Raw genomic sequence first — 21,347 nt, 5'->3', positions numbered from 1 at the left:
CCATGTCTGCGCTTATCTATGTCGTGCGCCACGGCCAGACCGATTGGAATGCCGAGCATCGTCTGCAGGGGCAGGCCGATACTGATCTCAATGACGTCGGTCGCCGCCAGGCGTCGGAGAATGGGCGCAAGCTCGCGGGTCTCATCGGCGACGCGAAGGCTACCTTCGATTATGTCTCCAGCCCGATGCTGCGCACGTGCGAGACCATGGAACTGCTGCGCTCAGCCATGGGGCAGGACCCGGCCGGCTACCGAACCGACGATCGTCTGGTCGAACTTAATTTCGGCGACTGGCAGGGTTTCACCTATCCCGAACTCGAAACCCGCTATCCGGGGGCGAGCCGTGCGCGTGGCGAGGACAAATGGGATTTCACCCCGCCGGGTTCCGGCGCGGAAAGCTACCAGAAGCTGCTATCCCGCATCCAGCCGGTGTTCCAGGCTATGGAACGCGACACGATCTGCGTCACTCACGGCGGCGTGGTGCGCTGCCTGTTTCGGATGATTGCGGGTTTTTCGAAGGATGAAGCGGCTTCACTGGAAATTCCGCAAGACCGCGTCCTGAGGGTGCAGGGTCGCCGTCTGGAATGGCTGTAGAGCCTCACGGCGGCGACCATCGTTGACTTGCCTTACTGCGGCAGTTCCATGTCGGTGATGACATTCTCGCCATTGCTGACGTCGTAGGCAATGACGATGTCCGTGCCAGGCTTCAACGCTTCAAGGTCCATTTCGGCATTCAGCTTGTAGGCCTTGCCGTCATCGAGCGTCAGCGTCAGCGTTTCCTTGTCGACCTTCTTGATCTTGCCCTCTGCCTGGCCCGCGAAAGCGGCGGTAACGATAAGCATAGTGGCTGCAATGGCGCCGAGCAGGGTACGCATTGATGGTCCTCATTGTTTGTTGTTCTGCGCCGTTCCCATGCGGCGGCCGTATGCGGCGACGGAAACAAACAGAAACCAGCCGAATGTGTCAAACCTAAGTCACCTCCCGTGGACAACAGGGGCGTAACCTCCCTCGGAGGGCTCCTTCTGTCGGTCTGATGCTTGTAATCGAAGCGTGTATCAGCACGGGTTTGCCCCTGTTTGACCACTGCGGAAAACGCTAATAGAAGGCAGGCCATGCCGGGGTCAGACCCGTGCGAGGGCTGCTACAGATGTCGCATAATACCTTCGGTCATCTTTTCCGGGTAACCACCTGGGGCGAAAGCCACGGTGCGGCCTTGGGCTGCGTCGTGGATGGCTGTCCGCCCGGCATCCGCTTCACCCGAGAGGACATCCAGGCCGAGCTTGACCGTCGCAGGCCGGGCCAGTCGCGCTTCGTCACGCAACGCCGCGAGCCGGACGAGGTCAAGGTATTGTCGGGTTTCGTCATGGACGAGGACGGCGTTACCATGATCACCACGGGCACGCCCGTGTCGATGCTGATCGAGAATGTCGACCAGCGCTCGAAGGATTATGGCGAGATCGCTCGCCAGTACCGGCCGGGTCATGCCGACTATGCTTATGAGGTCAAATACGGCATCCGCGATCATCGTGGTGGCGGCCGTTCCTCGGCGCGCGAGACCGCGGCCCGCGTCGCAGCCGGCGCGCTTGCCCGCAAGGTCGTTCCGGGCCTTGTCGTGCGCGGCGCATTGATCTCGATGGGCGAGAAGGAAATCGACCGCGCCAACTGGAACTGGAATTTCATCGGCGATGCCGAAAACCCGTTCTTCACGCCGGATCCGCAGTCAGTGCCTGTGTTCGCGGCCTATCTGGACGGCATCCGCAAGGCGGGTTCGTCCGTGGGCGCGGTGATCGAGGTCGTTGCGGACGGTGTGCCGGCAGGGCTGGGGGCGCCGATCTATGCCAAGCTCGATCAGGATATTGCTTCGAACCTCATGTCGATCAACGCAGTCAAGGGCGTCGAGATCGGCAATGGTTTCGAAGCCGCCAGGATCACAGGCGAACAGAACGCCGACGAGATGCGCATGGGCAACGACGGCAAGCCGGTGTTCCTCTCCAACAACGCCGGCGGCATCCTTGGCGGCATTTCGACAGGTCAGCCGGTCATCGCACGTTTCGCCGTCAAGCCGACCTCGTCGATCCTCAATCCGCGCAAATCCATCGATCGCGACGGCAAGGACGTCGATGTCGTCACCAAGGGCCGCCACGACCCCTGTGTCGGCATCCGTGCCGTGCCGATCGGCGAAGCGATGGTGGCCTGTGCCATTGCCGACCACTATCTGCGCCATCGGGGCCAAACGGGAAGATGAGTGAATAGCGAGTAGTGAGTAGCGAATAGAGTGAAAAAACACTACTCACTATTCGCTACTCACTATTCGCTACCGAAAGAGCCCCATGCCTTACGATCAGAAGAGAATTGTCGAAGCCTTGCGCGCCTTCGAGCGCGGCGAGATCGTTGTCGTCATGGACGATGACGGTCGCGAGAATGAGGGTGACCTGATCGTCGCGGCCGTTCACTGTACGCCGGAGAAGATGGCTTTCATCGTGCGCCACACCTCCGGCATCGTCTGCACGCCGATGCCGCGCGAGGAAGCCAAGCGGCTCAATCTGGCGCCGATGGTGGCCGACAACGATTCCGCCCATACGACCGCCTTCACGGTCAGCGTCGACTTCAAGCATGGCACGACGACCGGCATTTCCGCAGAGGATCGCACGCTTACCGTGCGTAACCTGGCCAATGGCAACGTCGCAGGCAGCGATTTCGTGCGGCCCGGCCACATCTTTCCGCTGATCGCACGGGAAGGCGGCGTGCTGATGCGCTCCGGCCATACGGAAGCCGCGGTCGATCTGTGCAAATTGGCCGGCCTGCCGCCGGTCGGGGTCATTTCCGAACTGGTCAATGACGATGGCACCGTCAAGCGCGGGCCTGAAGTGGCAGCCTTCGCCGAGGAGCATGGGCTGAAGCAGGTCTCGGTGGCCGATCTCATTGCCTACCGCCAGCGCAAGGAAACGTTGGTCGAGCGCGTCGCCTGCTCGGACATCGACACGCCTGGGGGCAAGGCAACCGCGATCGCTTATTCGCTGCCCTGGGAAGCGATGCATCATCTGGCAATCGTCTACGGCGACATTCGTGACGGCGAGGAAGTGCCGGTGCGCCTGCATCTGGAAGATGTCACGACGGACGTCTTCGGCACGCACACAGTTCTTGCCGACATCATGAAGGCGCTCGGAGAGCGCAAGCGCGGGGTCATCGTTTATCTGCGCGAGGGATCCACCGGCGTCGGTAGCCATGGTGGCCGCAACCGGCAGGCAGGCGCAGAGCGCGAGGACCACGAGGAAGCGCGCCGGCGCGAGAACGAATGGCGCGAGATCGGACTTGGCGCGCAGATACTCAAGGATCTCGGCATTTCATCGATCAATCTGATTGCTTCGCGCGAGCGGCATTATGTCGGCCTGGAAGGCTTCGGCATCCGCATCGCCAGGACGGAAATTCTCTGATCGGCAACAGGGCGCCATATCGCGTCCGTTTCGATGAAGCCGCTCAAGCCAAAACCGGGGCGGTCGTGTCGTGCACAGAATGTTGCAGGTTGCGCTGACCGGCCAGTGCGACAATCAAGGCGACAACGCCAGCCGTGATCGAAACCAGGAAGCCGCTGGTCGGACCGTAGGCGTCGATCACCCAGCCTGCGGCCGCTGAACCTGCGGCCATGCCGATACCGATGCCGGTGATCGCCCAGGTCATGCCTTCGGTGAGCTTGGAGGACGGTACCAGTTTTTCAACCAGCGCCATCGAGGTGATGATGGTCGGCGAAACGGCGACGCCCGCGACGAAAAACACCAGTGAAAGCATGGGGATGCTGCCCACGATGAGCAGCGGCAAAGTGGTGAGGGCCGCCAGCGCTATCGTGACGAGCAATTGCCGGGCAAGCGGCAGCTTGAGCTTCAACATGCCGAAGGCAAGGCCGGCAACGAGTGAGCCGGCCGCATAGGCCGACAGGGTAAGGCTGGCGGCCGCTTTGTTGCCTTGGGCTTCCGCGAAGGCGACTGCAGCCACTTCGGCCGTGCCGAAGATCGCGCCGATGGACGCCAGGGTCAGCACGATGATCTGCAGCGAACCGAGGCGGATGACGGAGCGACCGCCGTTGCTCTCCCGCGCATGGATTGGTGGCTCGGTGGATCTCTGGGCAGCAAACAGCAAGCTGCCGACAAGAAGAAAGATCGTGGCGGCCAATGGTCCGGCTTCGGGGAAGATGGTGACGCTCAGACCGATCGCGAGGATCGGACCGACCATGAACATGACTTCGTCGACCACGGATTCAAAGGCAAACGCCGCGTGCAGCTTCGAGGTGCCGCGGTAAAGCTCGGTCCACCGCGCCCTGACGAAGGAACTGAAGCTCGGTATCGCGCCGCTGAGGATCGCGAAAAGAAACAGCGTCCAGTTGGGCGCCTTCAAATGGGTAGCCACCATCAGGCCAATCAGTGCCGAAACGGCGATCAGCGTCGCGGGCACAAGAACACGGCGCTGGCCGTGCCGGTCGACAAGCCGTGACACCTGCGGCGCGATCAAGCCGCTTGCCAGCGCGAAGGTGGCCGAGACTGCGCCAGCAAGCCAGTATTCGCCATGTGTTTCCGACAGCATCGTCACGATGCCGAGCGTGATCATGGAGAGCGGAAAGCGGGCAACGAAGCCGGCCGCGGAAAACGCCTTGGCGCCGGGTGCCTGGAAAATTTCGCTGTAAGGGTTACGCATGGCCGTCACCGGGAATAGTTGAGATTTCAAAGACAGTCGAGCCGCCTGAGAAGGCGGCTCGTTGGTCCTGTTGGGTCGTTGTCCTGAAGGTCGGCGAATGTCACTCCGCTGCCTGCGGAGCAGCTTGCGATAATTCGCTTTCCGTCTCGCCGGCGAGCGCCTTCTGGCCGAGAAGCACGATCACGAAGGCGATCGTGCCAGCCGCCACCGAGACCCAGAAACCGTTCTGTGCGCCATAATTGTCGACCACCCAGCCCGCCACGAATGCACCCAGCGCCATGCCGATGCCGATGCCGGTCATCACCCAGGTGATGCCTTCGGTCAGCATGGCTTCGGGTACGCGCCGCTCGATCAAGCCGAAGGCCATGATGAAGGTGGGCGAGATCGCCACGCCGCTGACGAAGACAGCGAGCGCCAGCAGCGGAACGGTGTTGGCGACGAGCAACGGCAGAGTGGTCAATGCAACGATGGCGATCGAAAGGGCGAGCAGGCGCTGTTTCGGAGCCTGAAGGTTCAACGCGCCGACGATGAGACCGACGATGAAGGAACCGGCCGCGTAGACACCGATGACGAGGCTGGCGGCGGTCGGCTGGCCGAGTTCCTTGGTGATGGCCACCGAGCTTACCTCGGCCGTGGCGAAGATCGCGCCGACGAAGACAAGCGCCAGCGTTATGATCTGGACGGGACGCAGCATGATCGCCGAGCCGCCACTGCCGTGTTCGGGCTGTCTGATCTTGGGTTCGCTGGCGCGTTGCAGGATGAAGGCGGCCATGCCGAAGGCCAGGAGAAGCGTGCTGGCCAGCATGCCGGCTTCCGGGAAGAGAGCCACGCTGAGGCCCACCGAAAGCGAGGCGCCGGCGATATAGACCAGTTCGTCGGCAACCGACTCGAAAGCGAAGGCCGTGTTGAGTTCCGGACGATCGCGGAACTTTTCCGTCCAGCGCGCCCGCACCATGGCCGGCACGCTGGGCATTGCAGCCGCCAGGAATGCCGAAGCGAACAGCGTCCAGCTCGGCCAGTCATAGTGGGTGGCTGCGAGCAGGGCGATGAAGGCGATGACAGAGATGATCGTCGTGGGAGCCGCCACGGCGGTCTGACCGAGCCGGTCGATCCATCGCGAGATCTGCGGGGCGGCAAAAGCGTTGGTCAAGGCGAAGGTAGCTGATACCGCACCCGCCAACCAATATTCGCCGCGTGCCTGGGAGAGCATCGCGACAATGCCGATGGGCGCCATGGCGATAGGCAGCCGGGCAATGAAGGCCGCGGCGGCGAAGCCCTTGGCTCCGGGGACTCTGAAGATTTCACCATAAGGATTGCGCATGGGAGCACTCCTGGAAATTTGAGGGTGCGCCACTTACATACGTGGCGTATGCGAATGAGATAATTGCATACGCCACGTATGTCAATTAATATACGGTGCGTATGTAAAAAAATATACGCGACGTATGTGGAAAGCGAAGCGGCAAAAGGAAAAAACGATGAGGACTGCCCACAAACCTCGTAGCGAGATGATTGCCGAAACGCGGGCAAAGCTGATCGCGGCTGCGCGCCGGGCGTTTGCGACGGTCGGTTATGCGAACGCATCGATGGATGATTTCACCGCGGAGGCAGGGCTGACGCGGGGCGCTCTTTATCACCATTTCGGCGACAAGAAGGGGCTGTTCGAGGCCGTCGTCGCCCAGATCGACACTGAGATGTGCACGCGCCTCAATGCCATCTCGGCCAAAGCCAAGACACGCTGGCAAGGCTTCCTGGACGAGAACATCGGCTATGTGGAAATGGCGCTGGACCCGGAAGTCCAGCGCATCGTCCTGCGCGACGGCCCGGCTGTACTCGGCGACCCGGCGCTTTGGCCCAATGCCAATAACTGTATCTCATCCCTAACAAGGAACCTTGCTGCCTTGAAAGAGGAGGGGGTTGTCCGCGAGATGGATCCGGAAGCCATGGCTCGACTGATCAGCGGTGCCTCGCTCTATGCCGCGCAGTGGGTTGCCAACTCCGACGATCCTGGCGCGACCTCCATCAAGGCGATCAAGGCCTTCCGCGCGCTCATGGAAGGCTTGCTGGCGGACGGCAAGGTTTCCGCCTGAACTCTTTTACCCTTGGCTGGCACTGGCCGCAGCTTTCAGGGCATCCTCGCCGACGCCAGCATAAGTCTCGCTCATGATGAGGTCTGAGAGTGGCAGGCGTGGTGCCCAGCCTTTGCGCTCGAGATCTGGCCTTGCGGCGAATTCCGAGACATGGCCGACGCAAAGATAGGCGACGGGCACGACATGATCGGGAATACCGAGCAATTGTTTGAGCGCGTCGGCGTCGAGGATGCTCACCCAGCCAACTCCGATCCCTTCAGCCCGCGCGGCGAGCCAGAAATTCTGTACGGCGCAGACCGTGCTGAAGATATCCATCTGGGGGTTGTGCCACCGGCCGAGCGGCGAGCCTTCGCTGCGCCGCCGATCGCAGGTGATGCATAGGTTGAGCGCGCTTTCGCAGATGCCCTCCAGCCTGAGCTTACGGTAGAGCGCCTGCCGTTCCTCTGCGATATGAGGCAGTTCCTGGGATCGGGCAGTCAGGAAAAGATCACGCACGGCTTCGCGTCGTGCCTGATCCCGAATGACGATGAAGTTCCAGGGCTGCATGAAACCGACCGATGGGGCGTGGTGCGCAGCGGTAAGCAGGCGGGCAAGCACCGCGTCGTCTATCGGATCTGGCTGGAAATGGCTGCGTACGTCGCGGCGCGTGAAGATGGCGCGGTAAATGGCTTCGCGTTCAAAGTCGCCGAAGGCATGGCAGGTATGGTTGCGGACGGCGTCCATCGCGTTCCCCTTGCGATCGAAACAGCATCTCCGCCCGTCCATGCGGATGACCATTCCTGCCTGGCCGGTCTTCTGGCTTGGGTTCATCCCGCTTGCCGGCGCCTTCCCGTCCTACTTGCGGACAGTGGCTCTTGCCGAGCGGTCCCCCTTACAGCGTTGGGCACGCCACGGATTTTCACCGTGTTCCCGATTCTCCCGCCTCGTGGCAGGCACCTGACAGTGCGGCGAACATAGCCCGGTTCGAGAGCAAAGGCAGCCCTGATCCCGACGTCGGATGCCGTCTTTTCCCCAACAGGCTGGCGCAATTCCAGCAAAAGTGCGCAGCGGTTTTGCGTCCGGAATTGCGTTAAAACAAAAAATCGGAGCGTTTCCGTATTTCCGTGAAAAACGGAAATGCTCCAATGCTTGTCGCGTGGCCATCATCGCCATTGCTGATAAGGTGGCTCCATGACGACCCGCCTCTACACGCATCCGATTTTCCTGGAACACATCACGCCCGCCGGCCATCCGGAGCGGCCGGACAGGCTGCGTGCCATCGAGCGGGTTCTGGATGACGAGGCCTTCGTCGCTCTCGATCGGCGCGAGGCGCCGATGGGCGACGAAGCGACCATTCTCTATTGTCACCCGAAGGATTTCGTCGAGCGCGTGCGCAAGGCAATCCCGAAAGACGGCATTGCCGTCATCGATTCCGACACGGTAGCGAGCCCAAAAAGCTGGCAAGCGGCGCTGACCGCCATCGGCGCGGCCAATGTGGCTGTCGACGATGTCTTTGCCGGCCAGGCCGACAACGTCTTCGTGGCGGCACGCCCGCCGGGGCATCACGCCGAGAAAACCACGGCCATGGGGTTCTGCCTGTTCAACACGGCGGCCATAGCCGCACGCTACGCGCAGGAGAGGCACGGCGCCGAGCGTGTCGCCATCGTCGACTGGGATGTGCATCACGGCAACGGTACGCAGGACATCTTCTGGGACGATCCATCGGTGCTCTATTGTTCCACGCACCAGATGCCGCTTTATCCGGGCACGGGCGCCAAAAGCGAGACCGGTGCCGGCAACATCGTCAACGCGCCGCTGGCCCCGGCGACAGGCAGCGACATCTTTCGCGAGGCGTTCAACACACGTGTGCTGCCGGCGATTGATTCTTTCGCGCCAGACCTGATCATCATCTCGGCCGGCTTTGATGCGCACCACCGCGATCCGCTGGCCGAGATCAATCTTGTCGAGGACGATTTCGACTGGGCGACCGGGCAGTTGATGGATCGCGCCCGCCGCCATAGTTCAAACAGGCTGGTCAGCCTGCTGGAAGGCGGTTACGACCTGCACGGATTGGCATTTTCGGTCGCAGCGCATGTCGGCCGCCTGATGAAAGGATGAGCCATGGCTGAGGAAGCGAACGAAGACGTCAAGGCGATGAGCTTCGAACAGGCGTTGGACGCGCTGGAGAAGATCGTCGATGACCTGGAGCGCGGCGACGTGCCGCTCGACCAGTCGATTCGTATCTACGAGCGCGGCGAGGCGCTGAAGGCGCACTGCGACCGCCTGCTGAAGGCGGCCGAGGACAAGGTGGAAAAGATCAGGCTCGCCCGCGACGGCAAGCCGGTCGCCACCGAACCACTGGATGGGGAATAAGGGCCGCGAGGCCCCTGGAGCGTTTCCGGTTTTCCGAAACGCGGAAACGCTCTAACTTTTGTTTTCGCGCAATTCAGGACGGTAAACTGCTACGCACCTTTCCTGGAATTGCTCCAACCGGAACGAGGGACAAAGCCGGACATACCAAACGGGAGAAATATCCATGTGTCGCAACATCAAGCCGCTCTTCAACTTCGAACCGTCGGCGACGGATGCCGAAATTCATGAGGCGGCGCTGCAGTTCGTGCGCAAGATCAGTGGCTCCAACAAGCCCTCCATGCGTAACAAGGACGTTTTCGACCACGCGGTGCGCACCATCGCCCATGCCGCGCATGACCTGCTTGTCGCGCTCGAAACCACTCAGCCGCCGCGCAACCGCGAGGAGGTGGCGGCAAAAGCTCGCGCCAAATCGGCCCTGCGATTTGGACCCAAGCCGGTAGCTGCCCAATAGTCTTGTGAGAGCTGATCGGCCAGGCGTGCCGAAATCCGCAGGCCGCGGCGTTGAACCATTGCTTCGTGAATTGAGGTGATCGGTGAACGGATCGTCGCCGCATCGCCGGTTTGCCGGAAGGGAACGGAGGTATAACTTCCGATCTGCAAGTCATCAGCAGATGGAGCAGTCCGATGAGCTTCTTTCCCGGAAACGATCCCGAACCCGGTGACGCCTTTTCCTGCGACGCCATCGAGTTGATGGTGGTCGCCAACGCCAAGGACATCGGCGGGTTCGAGGTGCGTCGCGCGTTGCCAACCGCCAGGCGCCGGCTGGTTGGTCCCTTCATCTTCTTCGATCGCATGGGACCGGCCATCCTGCGTGCCGGCAAGGCGCTGGACGTACGCCCGCACCCGCATATCGGTTTGTCCACTGTCACCTACCTGTTCGACGGCAGGATCAGGCACCGCGATTCGCTCGGCACCGAGATGGTGATTTCACCGGGCGACGTGAATTTGATGACAGCCGGTCGTGGCATTGTTCATTCCGAGCGCACGCCGGAAGAATTGCGCGGCGCACCGATGTCGATGTCCGGGCTGCAGACGTGGATCGCGCTGCCAGACAGGCAGGAAGAAATGACGCCGGTCTTCGAAAACACCGCGAGCGCCGAACTGCCGGAGTTCAGCGCCGATGGCGTTTCGGGCCGTCTCATCATCGGTGAGTTGGAAGGCCGCCGCGCGCCGGTGACCACCTATCACGATACGCTTTATGCCGACATCCGGCTGGAGCCCGGCGCGAAGTACCGCATTGCAGCCGAAGCCGAGGAGCGCGCCATCTATGTGCTCGACGGGCTTGTCACCATTTCCGGCGACAGTTTTCCCGAGAACCGCCTTCTGGTGTTTCGCCCCGGCGACGAAATAGTCGTTTCGTCGGAATCGGGTGCGCATTTCATGCTGTTTGGCGGCGCTTCGCTGGGGTCTCCACGTTACATCTGGTGGAATTTCGTTTCCTCGTCGAAAGAACGCATTGAACAGGCCAAGCAGGAATGGAGGACCGGTCGCTTCGACATCGTTCCGGGCGATGAAAAGGAATTCATTCCATTGCCCGACAAATGAACGTGTCATTGCGGCACATTTACTTTCCGTGGTCGGAGGCCTATTCGATTTTTTGAATATTCTTGAACGCGAGCTTGAACGGGCCAGCCATTGATCGCCAGACCCCAGACGCCGCTTCTCGACAAGGTCCGCATTCCTGCGGATTTGAAGAAGCTTTCCGAAAGCGACCTGCCGCAACTCGCGGAAGAGTTGCGCACCGAACTGGTCGACGCCGTCTCGCAGACGGGCGGGCATCTCGGCGCAGGTCTCGGCGTGGTCGAGCTGACGGTGGCGCTGCACTACGTTTTCGACACGCCGGACGACAGGATCATTTGGGATGTCGGCCACCAGGCCTATCCGCACAAGATCCTGACAGGCAGGCGCGACCGCATTCGCACATTGCGCCAGGAGAACGGGCTTTCCGGTTTCACCAGGCGGACCGAGAGCGAATACGATCCGTTCGGCGCCGCTCATTCCTCCACCTCCATCTCGGCCGGTCTCGGCATGGCCGTGGCGCGCGATCTTTCCGGCGGCAAGAACAATGTCATCGCCGTGATCGGCGATGGCGCGATGTCGGCTGGCATGGCCTTCGAAGCATTGAACAACGCTGGGGCGCTTGATGCGCGCCTCATCGTCATCCTCAACGACAACGACATGTCGATCGCTCCGCCGACCGGCGCCATGAGCGCCTATCTGGCTCGACTCGGCTCGGGCAAGGCCTATCTTGGCCTGCGCGATTTCGGCAAGAAACTGACGTCCTACCTCGGCAAGCGCGCCGACCGCGCCATCACCCGCGCCGTCGAGCATGCAAGGGGCTATGTCACCGGCGGCACGCTGTTCGAGGAGCTCGGTTTTTTCCATATCGGCCCGATCGATGGCCACAATCTCGAGCATCTCATCCCGGTACTCAAGAATGTGCGCGACAACGGCAAGGGCCCGGTCCTGATCCATGTCGTTACGCAAAAGGGCAAGGGCTACGCGCCTGCCGAGGCGGCCGCCGACAAATATCATGGCGTCAACCGGTTCGATGTCATCACCGGCGCGCAGGCGAAAGCTCCGGCCAATGCGCCGACCTATACCAATGTCTTTGCCGAAAGCCTGATCCGCGAAGCCTGCGAGGATGACCGTATCGTCGCCGTCACCGCCGCCATGCCGACCGGCACCGGACTCGATCTGTTCGGCGAAGTGTTCCCGAACCGCACCTTCGATGTCGGTATCGCCGAACAGCATGCGGTGACCTTTGCGGCGGGACTCGCGACAGAGGGCTACAGACCGTTCGCGGCGATCTACTCGACCTTCCTGCAGCGCGCCTACGATCAGGTCGTGCACGACGTCGCCATCCAGAAGCTGCCGGTGCGTTTTCCGATCGACCGCGCCGGCTACGTCGGTGCCGACGGCGCAACCCATTGCGGCGCCTTCGACACCACCTTCCTTGCCTCGCTGCCAGATTTCGTCGTCATGGCGGCAAGCGACGAGGTGGAACTGCGCCATATGGTGCGCACCGCTGCCGAATACGACGAGGGGCCGATCTCCTTCCGTTATCCGCGCGGCAACGGTGTCGGTATCGATATGCCCGAGCGCGGTTCGCCGCTGGAGATCGGCAAGGGCCGCGTCGTGCGCGAAGGCACCAAGGTGGCGCTGCTTTCCTTCGGAACGCGCCTGCAGGACTGCCTTGCGGCGGCTGATGAACTGACCGCCGCCGGTCTCTCGACGACCGTGGCCGATGCGCGTTTCGCCAAGCCGCTCGACCATGACCTCATCCGCCGTCTGGCCCGTTCGCACGAGATCCTGGTGACCGTGGAAGAGGGCGCCATCGGCGGTTTTGCCACGCAGGTGCTGCACTTCCTCGCCCATGAAGGCCTGCTGGAGAGCGGGCTCAAGGTGCGCCCGCTGGTCCTGCCGGATGCTTTCACCGACCACGCCAAGCCGGAGAAGATGTATGCCGATGCCGGACTCGATGCGAACGGCATCGTGCGTACGGTGTTTGCAGCACTAGGCCATGTGGCCAGCGCGCAGCGCGCCTGAGTCAAAACATCAACAACTTGAATCAGCCTGTGAACGGATTGAATCGCCGTCTCAACATGCGGAATCTCTTTGTCGAGAAGCCCTGTTAACCTATTGTTCAGGTTGCTTTTTGGCGCTTCGCTTACCTTCTCTCTTGCCCCTTTCTCAACGGCGCACTGCTAGGAAAATCCCAGGCAGGGAGAACAACAATGAGAGCGCTTCTGTTCAGCGCGACCAGCATGCTTTTGCTGGCTGGCCGGGTGACGGCCGAACCGCAATATGACCGCGTTCTCGAACAGGCGGCGATCGACATCGTGGCGGCCAACATCGGGACATTGCGCGGTGGCTTCGCATACAATCAGGTACCGCAGATGATTGTCGCGCAGGAAGCGCCGCCGCCGCGCCGGGCCCCCGCCGATGGGCTGGTGCCTGCCGTCGAACGTCCGCCGGCCAGCCAGCTTTTCTAGGACAAGGCCTCTATCAGTCCCGACTTGCCTTCGGGCGCGGCTTTCGCCAATGAAGGCAGATGCGTTCCCACCAGCCAGCCAATCAGCGCCAGCGGCTCGACGACCTGCTCGTCGTGCGTGGCCTGTTCGCCAGCCGCTCGCGCGCCCGCGATGCGGTTGAGCGTGGCACTGTCTCGGTTGATGGAACGGTGGTGACGAAACCCGGCCAGAACGTATCCTCTGGTGCCGAGTTGGTGGTGGACGATCCTGCACGCGGCTATGTCTCGCGCGCAGCGCTGAAGCTGATCGCCGGGCTCGACCATTTCGGGCTTGATCCGTCCGGTTTGGAGGCGCTCGACATTGGCGCTTCGACAGGTGGCTTCACGCAGGTGCTGCTCGAACGGGGTGCCACCCACGTCACCGCCATCGATGTCGGCCATGGCCAGATGCACGCTTCGATCGAAAGCGATGCGCGTGTGACTTCAGTCGAGGGCTTGAACGCGCGGGATCTTTCGATGGCGAATCTCGGCGGTCGCGTGCCGGATTTCATCGTCTCCGACGTTTCCTTCATCTCACTGAAGCTGGCGCTGCCACCTGCTCTCAGCCTGGCGAAAGCCGGCGCATATGCGCTGTTGCTGGTCAAGCCGCAATTCGAGGCCGGCCGTGAAGCGATCGGCAAGGGCGGGTTGCTCAGAAACCCCGCCGAGGCCGAGGCCGTCGCCGCTGATTTGTATCGCTGGCTGGATGGGCTTCCCGGCTGGCGCGCGCTTGGCCACCACCCGTCGCCGATCGAAGGTGGCGACGGCAACCGCGAATTCCTCCTGGCCGGAATGAAGGACAAGTGAAAGATCGATGAGCGCTCGTTTTCAGATCGCACGGCTCGGCGCCCAGGGGGATGGCGTCGTCGACGCCGATGGCAGCCATGTTTTCATCCCCTTTGCGTTGCCAGGCGAAGTGGTGACGGCTGCGCGCGAAAAGGACCGGGCACAGCTGCTTGCAGTGCTGGAGCCGTCGCCTGAGCGCATCAAGCCGGCCTGCAGGCATTTCACCGAATGCGGCGGCTGTGCCATCCAACATCTCGAAGAGGGGGCTTATCGTGCCTGGAAGCGCGGTCTTGTCGTCCATGCGCTGAAGGCTAGGGGTGTCGAGGCAGATGTCGCCGATCTCGTTGCCTGTGCGCCGCACAGCCGTCGCCGCGCAGCCTTCACGGCCCGCAACACCGACACCGGATTGCATCTCGGTTACAACCAGGCGTTCTCCAACATCCTTGTCGATATAGAGGAATGCCCGGTTCTCCTGCCGGCCATCGTCGAGGCGGCCGGTGTCCTGCGGCATCTTGCCAGCATCGTCGCAAACACCTCGAAACCCTTCAGGTTCCTGGTCACCGCCACGGCGTCGGGATTCGACGTTGCAGCCTCCGATTGCGGCAAGCCTACCGAAGCAATCCGCCGTGCCGCCACGGATTTCGTCATCAAGTCTGGCATCGCCAGACTTTCCATCGATGGCGAGATCATCGTCGAGGCTATCAAGCCGACGCTCAGCTTCGGCTCGGCAACTGTGACGCCTCCACCAGGAGCCTTCGTTCAGGCCGTCGCCGAAGCTGAGGTTGCCATGGCAAACCTTGTCACCGCGCATGTGCGCAAGGCAAAGAGGGTTGCCGATCTCTATTCAGGATGCGGAACCTTTGCGCTGAGGCTAGCGGCCAATGCCGAGGTTCTCGCTGTGGAAAATGATGGGCCGGCGCTCGCGGCACTCGACAGGGGCTTTCGTTTTGCCGGCGGCCTGAAGCGCGTGACGGTTGAACGCCGCGATCTCGATCGCCGGCCGCTGACCTTCAAGGAGTTGGCCGCCGTCGACGCTGTCGTGTTCGACCCACCGCGCGCCGGTGCCGAGGATCAGTCCAAACAGATCGCCCGTTCGGACGTGCCGCTCGTCGCTGCCGTTTCCTGCAATCCCGTCACGCTGGCGCGTGACCTGCGCATTCTGATCGATGGTGGCTATCAGTTGAAGAGCGTGACACCGATCGACCAGTTTCTGTGGTCGCCGCATGTCGAAGCTGTGGCGCTGCTGGAGAAGCCGCGGAAGCGGCGCTGAAGTTGGCGGTACTCAGCGGCCTGCGAGCATTCTATCGACAAAGGCCGGGACGATTTCCGTCGCTTTGCCGAGCACGGCCTCGTCGAAGCTGCTGTGTCCGTCCGAGGGTTCGAGGTTGAGCTCGACCGTATGTGCGCCATTGAGCTGCGCCTCTTCGACGAACCCGGCCGCCGGATAGACATTGCCGCTGGTGCCCACAGAGACGAACAGGTCGCAGTCGGTCAGCGCTGCATAGATGCGGTCCATCTGGTAGGGCATCTCACCGAACCAGACGACGTCAGGGCGAAGATAGCCGACGGCGCCGCAGGCTGGACACTGCGAAAGCGCCGACATGTCCTTCGACCAGGGCGAACGTTGTTCGCAGGCCTGGCACAGGGTCTTGCCGAGTTCGCCATGCATGTGGATGAGATTGGTCGAGCCCGCCCGCTCGTGGAGATCGTCGATGTTCTGCGTGACCAGCAGGACGGAGCCGGAAAATTCCCGCTCCAGCCGTGCCAGCGCGAGATGGGCGGCGTTTGGCTTCACCTTGGCCATGCCCTGCCGACGCTGGTTGTAGAATTCATGCACCGTGGCGGCATCGCGCATGAACCCTTCCGGCGTTGCCACGTCGCGATAGTCGACCTTCGACCAGATGCCGTCCTTGTCCCGGAACGTGTCCACGCCCGACTCCGCCGAAATGCCTGCGCCGGTGAGGATGACGATGGATTTGTATGGGGGCATGATGGACGGACTGGGGATGGGATTTCTCAATTGTCGGTGTTCGAGAGGGTATGCACGACCTCATACTGGCCCGGTGTGACGGTGCCGAGTTGCGTGTTGCGCTGGATATAGCCTCCGGCCAGCAGGTGGCGCGTCACCCGTTGCGCCGCATCATGGCTTTCGAACTGCACGTAATTCACGACCTGCCGGCCGTCGAAGCTGCGATGGATGCTGGCCGAGATCCAGCCCGGTACTTCGCTGGCCGCCCGCACCGTCTCGGCGAGTGAATCGACCAGAGCCTGCTGTCTCTCCGGCGTTGTCGTGAACATGTTGATATGGGTGACGATGCCGTTGCCGGCTTCGATGATCGCCATGGCTCCCTCCCATTTGTCGGCGGGGAGGGACGTTAGGCCCTTCTGCGACATCCGGGCAAGCTGCCTGCCCGGTCAGGCAGGCCGGCGTTTTTACAAACATGCCTAGACCTGAGTGCCGCCGACCGTCATCTGGTTCATGCGCAGGTGCGGCTGGCCGACGCCAACGGGTACGCCCTGGCCGGCCTTGCCGCACATGCCGATGCCGGTGTCGAGCTTCATGTCGTTGCCGACCATGGTGACGCGATGCATCGCATCCGGCCCGTTGCCGATCAGCATCGCGCCCTTGATCGGTTGGGTGACCTTGCCATCCTCGATCAGATAGGCCTCGGTGCAGCCGAACACGAACTTGCCCGACGTGATGTCGACCTGGCCGCCGCCGAAGGAAACGGCATAGACGCCTTTCTTCACTGAAGAGATGATCTCTTCCGGCGTGTGGTCGCCTGCGGTCATGTAGGTGTTGGTCATGCGCGGCATCGGCTGGTGCGCATAGGATTCGCGCCTGCCGTTGCCCGTGGCGGCCATACCCATCAGTCGTGCGTTCTGCCGGTCCTGCATGTACCCCACCAGCTTGCCGTCCTCGATCAGCACGGTGCGGTTGGTTGGCGTACCTTCGTCGTCTACGGTCAGTGAGCCGCGCCGTTCGGCGATCGTGCCGTCGTCGACGACGGTGACACCCTTGGCGGCGACCTGCTGGCCAAGCAGACCTGCGAAGGCCGACGTCTTCTTGCGGTTGAAGTCGCCTTCCAATCCGTGGCCGACCGCTTCGTGCAGCATCACGCCCGGCCAGCCGCTGGACAACACGATGTCGAACGTACCGGCTGGTGCGGGAATGGCCTCGAGGTTTACCAGTGCCTGGCGCAGCGCTTCCTTGGCGGCGTATTTCCAACTGTGTTCGACCAGGAATTCGCCGAAGCCGGTTCTGCCGCCCATGCCGTAGGAGCCGGTTTCCTGCCGGTCGCCATCGCCGACCATGACGGAGATGTTGAGACGAACCAGAGGCCGGATGTCTCGCACCAACTGCCCGTCTGCGCGCAGGATCTCGACCTGCTGCCAGGAGGCGGCCAGCGATGCAGTCACCTGCCGCACGCGCGGGTCTTCGGCGCGCGTCCAGGCATCGATCTCCTGCAGCAGCTTGGCCTTGGCTTCGAAGCCGGGTGAGGGGATCGGGTTCTCGTCACCGTAGAGACGGCGGTTGGTGCGCGGCGGCGCATCCGCCAGCGTGCCCGAATAACCGGCCTTCACCGTCGCGACGGCACCGGCGGCACGCAGCAGCGCCGCTTCCGACAGATCGCCGGCATGAGCGTAGCCGCTTGCCTCGCCGGCAACCACACGCAGCCCAAATCCCTGGTCGGTGTTGAAATTGGCCGTCTTGAGCCGGCCATTGTCGAACATCAGCGCTTCGCTTTCGCTGTATTCGAGGAAAAGTTCGCCGTCATCCGCACCCTTGATGGTGTCTGCGACGATTTTCTTGATCCGCTCTTCGGAAATGTCGAATCGGCCGATGAGGCTGCTCATGGTGCGCATCCTTGAAAGAAGTGTTGATCCCGATGTAGGCGCCGGAGCGCCTTTCGGCAATGCGCGACAGGTTCCCTTGGATCAGGGCAGGGCGTTGAAGCCGTCGGCGAAGCCCTTGAGATCGACCGGAATGCCGATGCCTTCCTCCGGGGTCTGGAAGACGATGAAGGTCGCGGCCTTGCCTGATTTCAGCGTGTCAAGCAGCGGCTTTTCCAGGATCACTTCGGCGTAGCAGCCATCCTGGAAACAGCGCACGAAATAGGCGCGGCCGATATCCTTGCCGTCGACATTGAGGCCAAGGCCATTGGGAAGCAGGACGCCAAGCGGCGCCAGCACGCGCAGGATCTCGGCCTTGTTGTCGGCGGTGCGCAGCACGACGACTGAAAGGCCCATCTCGGGACGGTCTTCAGCCACGACGTTCTGCATCATCACGCATTGTTCGGAGGTCGCGCCTGCCGGCGTGTCGCAGATGATCGACCAGGCGCCATGGGTGGACTTTACATTGCCGCTCGGCTGCTGCGCAGCGGCCATTGCCTGTCCGGCACTGGCAAGGGTGGCGAGAAAGATGACCTTCGCCAAGGTTCTCGAAACCCAAAAGTTCATGTCGGCTCCATTCCCGAATCACGCCACTTTAAGCCCCGGCACCGCTTAGGAAAAGCGTGAGGGCGACGCGCAATCCCTTTCAACTGCGGCAACAATACGATTTTCAAGCGCAAATAGCTCAATTTGCCACGATTGTCTCTGGCACGGCTATGCGACAGCAGCTTGATTGTCGTGCTGCCTGTGCATGCGGCTGCAATCAATCAAGGCGCGCGCAAAAATGCCGCATGGTTTTGACCGCTCCTTTCTTGCGGCGGGAAAGAGAGTATGGTTTGAACCAATCTGGACCGTCCGGGATTCCCTGTCCCGGCGTTATATCGTATTCCTGCCACCTGTTGCAGGACGGGGACTGGGAGATGAAGAGGGCGATGAAGAAGTTTCTTGCTGGCGCTGGTGCCGCATCGATGGTTTTCGCCGGGTCTGTCGCCCAGGCCGCGCAACCGCAGCCGTGGGAAATGACCTTCCAGCCGGCCGCGACCGCAATCATGAGCCAGATCACCTGGTTCGAGCGTTATACGCTCTGGTTCATCGTGCCGATCACGCTGTTCGTGCTCTTCCTGCTGGCCTGGTGCATTCTGAAGTACCGCGCAAGCGTCAATCCGACGCCGTCCAAGACCAGCCACAACACGCTGATCGAGGTTGCCTGGACGCTGGGTCCTGTTCTGGTGTTGCTGGCCATCGCCGTGCCGTCCTTCCAGCTGCTGACCGCTCAGTACAGCCCGCCGGAAGAGCCGAAGCTGACCGTCAAGGCCACCGGCAACCAGTGGAACTGGGACTATGAGTATCAGTTCGCGGAGCCGTTCTCCTTCAACTCGGCGATCCTTGCTGACGGTGACCGTGCCGGTCTGGGCAAGGAAGACAAGGCGAAATATCCGCGTCTCCTGGCGGTCGACAACGAGATGGTCGTGCCGGTCGGTGTCGTGGTGCGCGTCCTCGTTACTGGTGCGGACGTGATTCACGCTTATGCCATGCCGGCCTTCGGCATCAAGGTCGACGCCGTGCCGGGCCGCATCAACGAGACCTGGTTCAAGGCCGAGAAGGAAGGCCTCTATTACGGCCAGTGCTCGGAACTGTGCGGCAAGGATCACGCCTTCATGCCGATCGCCGTGCGTGTCGTATCGGAAAAGCAATATGAGACTTGGCTGGCTGCGGCCAAGACCGACCTGCCGGGTGCCAACAAGGCACTGATGGCCGAGGTCGATGGTACCAACAAGGTTGCGTCCGCCGGCAACTGATGCCGCGGTCGAAACAAGGATAGGGAACGGAGCGGAACATGGCGCAGGCAGCGGCTCACGACGATCACGACCATAAGCCTAAAGGCTGGGTCCGCTGGGTCTATTCGACCAACCACAAGGACATCGGTACGCTGTACCTGATCTTCGCGATCATGGCCGGCATCATCGGTGGCTTCCTGTCGATCATGATGCGTTGGGAGCTCGCCGAGCCGGGCATCCAGATTTTCCCGGGTCTTGCATCCATGGTTTACGGTGTGAACGGCGATGCCGCGCTCGATGCCGGCAAGTCGATGTTCAACGCCTTCACCACGGCCCACGCGCTGATCATGATCTTCTTCATGGTCATGCCGGCGCTGATCGGTGGCTTCGCCAACTGGATGGTGCCGATCATGATCGGTGCACCCGACATGGCGTTCCCGCGCATGAACAACGTGTCCTTCTGGCTGCTGCCGCCGGCATTCATCCTGCTGCTCACCTCGATGTTTGTGCCGAGTGCGCCCGGCGCCTACGGCGTCGGTGGTGGCTGGACGATCTATCCGCCGATGTCGACTTCCGGTCAGCCCGGCCCGGCCATGGATCTGGCTATCCTGTCGATCCACATCGCCGGTGCTTCCTCGATTCTCGGTGCCATCAACTTCATCACCACCATCTTCAACATGCGTGCTCCGGGCATGACGCTGCACAAGATGCCGCTGTTTGCCTGGTCGGTTCTGGTCACCGCCTTCCTGCTGCTGCTGTCGCTGCCGGTTCTGGCTGGCGCCATCACCATGCTGCTCACCGACCGTAACTTCGGCACCTCCTTCTTCGTGCCCGAAAATGGTGGTGATCCGATCCTGTTCCAGCACCTGTTCTGGTTCTTCGGTCATCCGGAAGTGTACATCCTGATCCTGCCGGGCTTCGGCATTGTCAGCCACATCATCGCGACCTTCTCGCGCAAGCCGGTGTTCGGTTATCTCGGCATGGCCTATGCCATGGTCGCGATCGGTGCCGTCGGCTTCGTCGTGTGGGCGCACCACATGTACACCACCGGTATCTCGCTCAACGCGCAGCGCTACTTCGTGTTCGCCACGATGGTCATCGCTGTGCCGACCGGCATCAAGATCTTCTCGTGGATCGCCACCATGTGGGGCGGCTCGATCTCCTTCCGCACGCCGATGCTCTGGGCTGTGGGCTTCATTTTCCTGTTCACGGTTGGCGGCGTCACCGGCGTCCAGCTCGCCAATGCCGGTCTCGACCGTTCGCTGCAGGACACTTACTATGTCGTGGCGCACTTCCATTACGTGCTGTCGCTCGGCGCCGTCTTCGCGATCTTCGCCGGCTGGTACTACTGGTTCCCGAAGATGACCGGCTACATGTACTCGCCCTTCATCGCGCGTGCCCATTTCTGGATCATGTTCGTGGGCGTGAACCTGGTGTTCTTCCCGCAGCACTTCCTTGGTCTCTCGGGTATGCCGCGCCGTTACATCGACTATCCTGATGCGTTCGCCGGTTGGAACTACGTCTCGTCGGTCGGTTCCTACATCTCCGGCATCAGCGTCCTGATCTTCCTCTACGGCGTCTTCGAGGCGTTCCGGAAGAAGCGTGTCGCCGGCGCCAACCCATGGGGCGAAGGCGCCACCACGCTGGAATGGCAGCTGCCTTCGCCGCCGCCTTACCATCAGTGGGAACAGCTGCCCAAGGTCAAGTAAGGCAGCTTCAAGTTCGAAACCGCCGGCCCGGCCGGCGGTTT

General features: G+C 61.9%; 22 protein-coding genes and 1 riboswitch. Of the genes, 14 read left to right on the top strand and 8 right to left on the bottom strand.

Annotated elements, in window-relative coordinates:
* The first annotated feature begins 2 nt into the window (after window positions 1-2).
* Window positions 3-593, top strand: coding sequence for a histidine phosphatase family protein (locus tag AO692_RS05650; RefSeq protein ID WP_054309048.1), 591 nt, complete (start codon window positions 3-5; stop codon window positions 591-593).
* Window positions 594-625: 32 nt separating this feature from the next.
* Here the strand turns inward: AO692_RS05650 and AO692_RS05645 are convergent, their stop codons facing one another.
* Window positions 626-874 carry a DUF1344 domain-containing protein gene (locus tag AO692_RS05645; protein WP_054309047.1) on the bottom strand — a complete coding sequence of 83 codons (249 nt, stop codon included), beginning with the start codon at window positions 872-874 and terminating at the stop codon, window positions 626-628.
* A gap of 272 nt (window positions 875-1,146) precedes the next feature.
* On the opposite strand from AO692_RS05645, the gene aroC reads away from it, so the two are divergent.
* A complete protein-coding gene (gene aroC, locus AO692_RS05640; RefSeq protein WP_054309046.1) occupies window positions 1,147-2,244 on the top strand; it encodes a chorismate synthase in 1,098 nt (365 codons plus the stop codon).
* 85 nt (window positions 2,245-2,329) lie between these two features.
* Window positions 2,330-3,433: a 3,4-dihydroxy-2-butanone-4-phosphate synthase gene (ribB, locus tag AO692_RS05635; protein WP_054309045.1), complete on the top strand. Its 1,104-nt coding sequence runs from the start codon at window positions 2,330-2,332 to the stop codon at window positions 3,431-3,433.
* Between the two features lie 43 nt (window positions 3,434-3,476).
* On the opposite strand, the gene AO692_RS05630 is transcribed toward ribB, so the two are convergent.
* Both AO692_RS05630 and AO692_RS05625 read right to left on the bottom strand, forming a co-directional pair.
* Window positions 3,477-4,685, bottom strand: a complete 1,209-nt coding sequence (locus tag AO692_RS05630; protein ID WP_054309044.1) for an MFS transporter — start codon at window positions 4,683-4,685, stop codon at window positions 3,477-3,479.
* Between the two features lie 100 nt (window positions 4,686-4,785).
* Window positions 4,786-6,006: an MFS transporter gene (locus AO692_RS05625; protein ID WP_054309043.1), complete on the bottom strand. Its 1,221-nt coding sequence runs from the start codon at window positions 6,004-6,006 to the stop codon at window positions 4,786-4,788.
* A 157-nt stretch (window positions 6,007-6,163) separates the two neighbouring features.
* Between AO692_RS05625 and AO692_RS05620 the strand changes: the two genes are divergently transcribed.
* On the top strand, window positions 6,164-6,775 hold the full coding sequence (locus AO692_RS05620) for a TetR/AcrR family transcriptional regulator (RefSeq protein WP_054309042.1): 612 nt from the start codon (window positions 6,164-6,166) through the stop codon (window positions 6,773-6,775).
* 6 nt (window positions 6,776-6,781) lie between these two features.
* Here the strand turns inward: AO692_RS05620 and bluB are convergent, their stop codons facing one another.
* Entirely contained in the window at window positions 6,782-7,498 is a 717-nt protein-coding gene (bluB, locus tag AO692_RS05615; RefSeq protein WP_054309455.1) for a 5,6-dimethylbenzimidazole synthase, read from the bottom strand.
* 44 nt (window positions 7,499-7,542) lie between these two features.
* Window positions 7,543-7,730, bottom strand: a riboswitch (cobalamin riboswitch).
* A gap of 215 nt (window positions 7,731-7,945) precedes the next feature.
* Between bluB and AO692_RS05610 the strand changes: the two genes are divergently transcribed.
* The 8 genes from AO692_RS05610 to AO692_RS05575 all read left to right on the top strand — a co-directional run bounded on the left by AO692_RS05610 (window position 7,946) and on the right by AO692_RS05575 (window position 15,195).
* Entirely contained in the window at window positions 7,946-8,872 is a 927-nt protein-coding gene (locus AO692_RS05610; RefSeq protein ID WP_054309041.1) for a histone deacetylase family protein, read from the top strand.
* A 3-nt stretch (window positions 8,873-8,875) separates the two neighbouring features.
* Window positions 8,876-9,127: an exodeoxyribonuclease VII small subunit gene (locus AO692_RS05605; protein ID WP_054309040.1), complete on the top strand. Its 252-nt coding sequence runs from the start codon at window positions 8,876-8,878 to the stop codon at window positions 9,125-9,127.
* 163 nt (window positions 9,128-9,290) lie between these two features.
* Entirely contained in the window at window positions 9,291-9,578 is a 288-nt protein-coding gene (locus AO692_RS05600; protein ID WP_054309039.1) for a DUF2277 domain-containing protein, read from the top strand.
* 173 nt (window positions 9,579-9,751) lie between these two features.
* Window positions 9,752-10,672, top strand: coding sequence for a pirin family protein (locus AO692_RS05595; protein WP_054309038.1), 921 nt, complete (start codon window positions 9,752-9,754; stop codon window positions 10,670-10,672).
* A 90-nt stretch (window positions 10,673-10,762) separates the two neighbouring features.
* Complete coding sequence (gene dxs, locus AO692_RS05590) at window positions 10,763-12,676, top strand: 1-deoxy-D-xylulose-5-phosphate synthase (RefSeq protein WP_054309037.1); 1,914 nt, start codon at window positions 10,763-10,765, stop codon at window positions 12,674-12,676.
* Between the two features lie 188 nt (window positions 12,677-12,864).
* On the top strand, window positions 12,865-13,122 hold the full coding sequence (locus AO692_RS05585) for a hypothetical protein (RefSeq protein ID WP_054309036.1): 258 nt from the start codon (window positions 12,865-12,867) through the stop codon (window positions 13,120-13,122).
* 59 nt (window positions 13,123-13,181) lie between these two features.
* The gene (locus AO692_RS05580) at window positions 13,182-13,946 is read left to right on the top strand and encodes a TlyA family RNA methyltransferase (RefSeq protein WP_054309035.1); all 765 of its coding nucleotides are present in this window, start codon (window positions 13,182-13,184) and stop codon (window positions 13,944-13,946) included.
* A 7-nt stretch (window positions 13,947-13,953) separates the two neighbouring features.
* Window positions 13,954-15,195, top strand: a complete 1,242-nt coding sequence (locus AO692_RS05575) for a class I SAM-dependent RNA methyltransferase (protein ID WP_054309034.1) — start codon at window positions 13,954-13,956, stop codon at window positions 15,193-15,195.
* A 12-nt stretch (window positions 15,196-15,207) separates the two neighbouring features.
* On the opposite strand, the gene AO692_RS05570 is transcribed toward AO692_RS05575, so the two are convergent.
* The 4 genes from AO692_RS05570 to AO692_RS05555 form a co-directional block, all read right to left on the bottom strand.
* Window positions 15,208-15,915 (bottom strand): NAD-dependent deacylase, encoded by a 708-nt coding sequence (locus AO692_RS05570; RefSeq protein ID WP_054309033.1) that lies wholly within the window; start codon window positions 15,913-15,915, stop codon window positions 15,208-15,210.
* Window positions 15,916-15,941: 26 nt separating this feature from the next.
* Entirely contained in the window at window positions 15,942-16,268 is a 327-nt protein-coding gene (locus AO692_RS05565) for an antibiotic biosynthesis monooxygenase family protein (RefSeq protein WP_054309032.1), read from the bottom strand.
* Window positions 16,269-16,370: 102 nt separating this feature from the next.
* On the bottom strand, window positions 16,371-17,783 hold the full coding sequence (gene tldD, locus AO692_RS05560; RefSeq protein WP_054309031.1) for a metalloprotease TldD: 1,413 nt from the start codon (window positions 17,781-17,783) through the stop codon (window positions 16,371-16,373).
* 81 nt (window positions 17,784-17,864) lie between these two features.
* Window positions 17,865-18,386 carry an invasion associated locus B family protein gene (locus AO692_RS05555; RefSeq protein ID WP_054309030.1) on the bottom strand — a complete coding sequence of 174 codons (522 nt, stop codon included), beginning with the start codon at window positions 18,384-18,386 and terminating at the stop codon, window positions 17,865-17,867.
* Between the two features lie 365 nt (window positions 18,387-18,751).
* On the opposite strand from AO692_RS05555, the gene coxB reads away from it, so the two are divergent.
* Window positions 18,752-19,618 (top strand): cytochrome c oxidase subunit II, encoded by an 867-nt coding sequence (gene coxB / locus AO692_RS05550; RefSeq protein ID WP_244483262.1) that lies wholly within the window; start codon window positions 18,752-18,754, stop codon window positions 19,616-19,618.
* Between the two features lie 38 nt (window positions 19,619-19,656).
* Window positions 19,657-21,306 carry a cytochrome c oxidase subunit I gene (gene ctaD, locus AO692_RS05545; RefSeq protein WP_054309029.1) on the top strand — a complete coding sequence of 550 codons (1,650 nt, stop codon included), beginning with the start codon at window positions 19,657-19,659 and terminating at the stop codon, window positions 21,304-21,306.
* Window positions 21,307-21,347 lie beyond the last annotated feature (41 nt).

The organism is Mesorhizobium sp. 1M-11, from assembly GCF_001303895.1.
In the GTDB taxonomy this organism is placed as follows: Bacteria; Pseudomonadota; Alphaproteobacteria; order Rhizobiales; family Rhizobiaceae; genus Mesorhizobium.
This window is presented reverse-complemented; position numbering and strand designations above follow the sequence as displayed.